The organism is Streptomyces minutiscleroticus, from assembly GCF_014650875.1.
In the GTDB taxonomy this organism is placed as follows: domain Bacteria; phylum Actinomycetota; class Actinomycetes; order Streptomycetales; family Streptomycetaceae; genus Streptomyces; species Streptomyces minutiscleroticus.
Window position 1 is genome coordinate 1 of the sequence record NZ_BMVU01000185.1, and the last position, 1,600, is coordinate 1,600.

2 protein-coding genes are annotated in these 1,600 nt (G+C 69.1%); one reads left to right on the plus strand and one right to left on the minus strand.

All coding sequences use genetic code 11. From position 1 onward, the window contains the following. Nucleotides 1-712, minus strand: a 712-nt coding sequence (locus IE271_RS40845; protein ID WP_190195470.1) for an FAD-dependent oxidoreductase, incomplete at its 3' end; no start/stop codon positions are given. A gap of 107 nt (nt 713-819) precedes the next feature. Here IE271_RS40845 and IE271_RS40850 point away from each other — a divergent pair. Beyond that, nucleotides 820-1,506 carry a TetR/AcrR family transcriptional regulator gene (locus IE271_RS40850; RefSeq protein WP_190195471.1) on the plus strand — a complete coding sequence of 229 codons (687 nt, stop codon included), beginning with the start codon at nt 820-822 and terminating at the stop codon, nt 1,504-1,506. The last annotated feature ends 94 nt before the right edge of the window (nt 1,507-1,600 follow it).

The following is a 1,600-nucleotide window of genomic DNA, read 5'->3' on the forward strand; positions in this document are numbered from 1 at the left end:
TGTCGAAATCGGTGAACCAGTTCTGGGGCTTCTTCAGTTGCGCGTAGGTGTGCAGGGTTCCGCCGCCTTCACGGTGGGCCAGCAGTCCCCGGCCCGGCGCGAGCGCGAACAGCGCGCCGGCTCCGACCGCCTTCGCGGAGGCGGGGTGGATGGTTTCCGCATCGAAGAGGAACGTCTCCACGCTGCAGACGCCGAAGTACTCCGGCGCGGCTTTCGACAACAGCGGGCGCACGCGCGACCAGGCGCCGTCGGCGCCGATGAGCAGGTCCGCGACCACGGTGGTGTCGTCGACGAAGGTCGCCTGGTGGCGGCCGTCGCCGAGGGCCTTGACGGCGGTGACCTTGTGGCCCCAGCGGACGGTTCCGGCGGGCAGGGAGTCGAGCAGCATCTGCCGAAGTGCGCCGCGCGGTATCTCCGGGCGTTCGCCGGTTCCGGCATCGGGCAGGTCGAGCAGCACGTTCCCCGCCCGGTCCATGACCCGGTACGCCTCGCGGCCCGGGAGGATCAGCTTGTGGAACTCCTCGATCAGTCCGGCCGTCTCCAGAGCAACCTGCCCGTTGTGGGGGTGGATGTCGAGCAGGCCGCCCTGACGGCGCGAGTCCGGGGCGGGCTCGGCCTCGTAGACCGTGGCCGGGATGCCGTGCACGTGCAGCACGCGGGCCAGCGTCAGGCCGCCCAGACCTGCTCCGATGATCGTGACTGGTGTCGTCATGTGTCCTCCTGGACCTTCGGGGGTGCCGTGACGCCTGCTTTGGATCGCCACTCCAATCACGCTAGCACGGGGTTGGATCGACGCTCCATTCGTGCGATGCTGGGGTCATGGTGAACAGAACAGCGAAGGGATCTGCGCGCTCGCCGCGGCGGACGGACAGCCTGTCGAGGGAGCTGATCATCCAGGCGGCGATCGAGATGCTGGACAGCGGCGGCGAGAAGGCGCTGACGCTGCGCGCACTCACCGTGCGCCTGAGCACCGGCTACGGGGCGATCTATCATCACGTCAAGGACAAGGGTGATCTGCTCGCGAGGGCCGCTGACGAGGTCATCGCGGGCGTGATGTCGGGCGCGGTCGCCGACACGGATCCGCGCACTGCGCTGCGTGCCCTCACCCTCGGTCTGTTCGACGCGATCGACGCCCACCCCTGGGTCGGGGCGGAATTCTCCCGCCAGCCGTGGCGGCCCGCGCTGCTGGACTTCTACGAGGGCGTCGGCCGCCTGCTGGACGCTCTCGGCGTTCCGGAGAAGGCGCGCTTCGACGCGGCCGGCGCGCTCGTGAACTACGTCCTCGGTGTCGCCGCGCAGAACGCCTCGAACGCACGGCTCCGCGCGGGCAGCGACATGGACCGGAAGACCTTCCTGGAGAACGCCGCCACGCGATGGGCGCAGGCCGACCCGGACCGGTACCCGTTCGTGCACGCGGCGGCGACTCAGCTGGGCGAACACGATGATCGCGAGCAGTTCCTCGTCGGGGTGGACATCTTCCTCGCCGGCATCTCGACCCTGGGTTAGGGCCTGTTGGGAAAGTGCTGGTCACAGCCACTCATTGAGGACTGCGACCAGCACGGTCGCCTCGTAGCGGACGGCGAGCTTGTCGTACCTCGTG

Bases quoted from the DNA above. Each gene is read 5' to 3' on its own strand.
- IE271_RS40850 (WP_190195471.1), top strand. From the start codon at position 820: ATGGTGAACAGAACAGCGAAGGGATCTGCGCGCTCGCCGCGGCGGACG.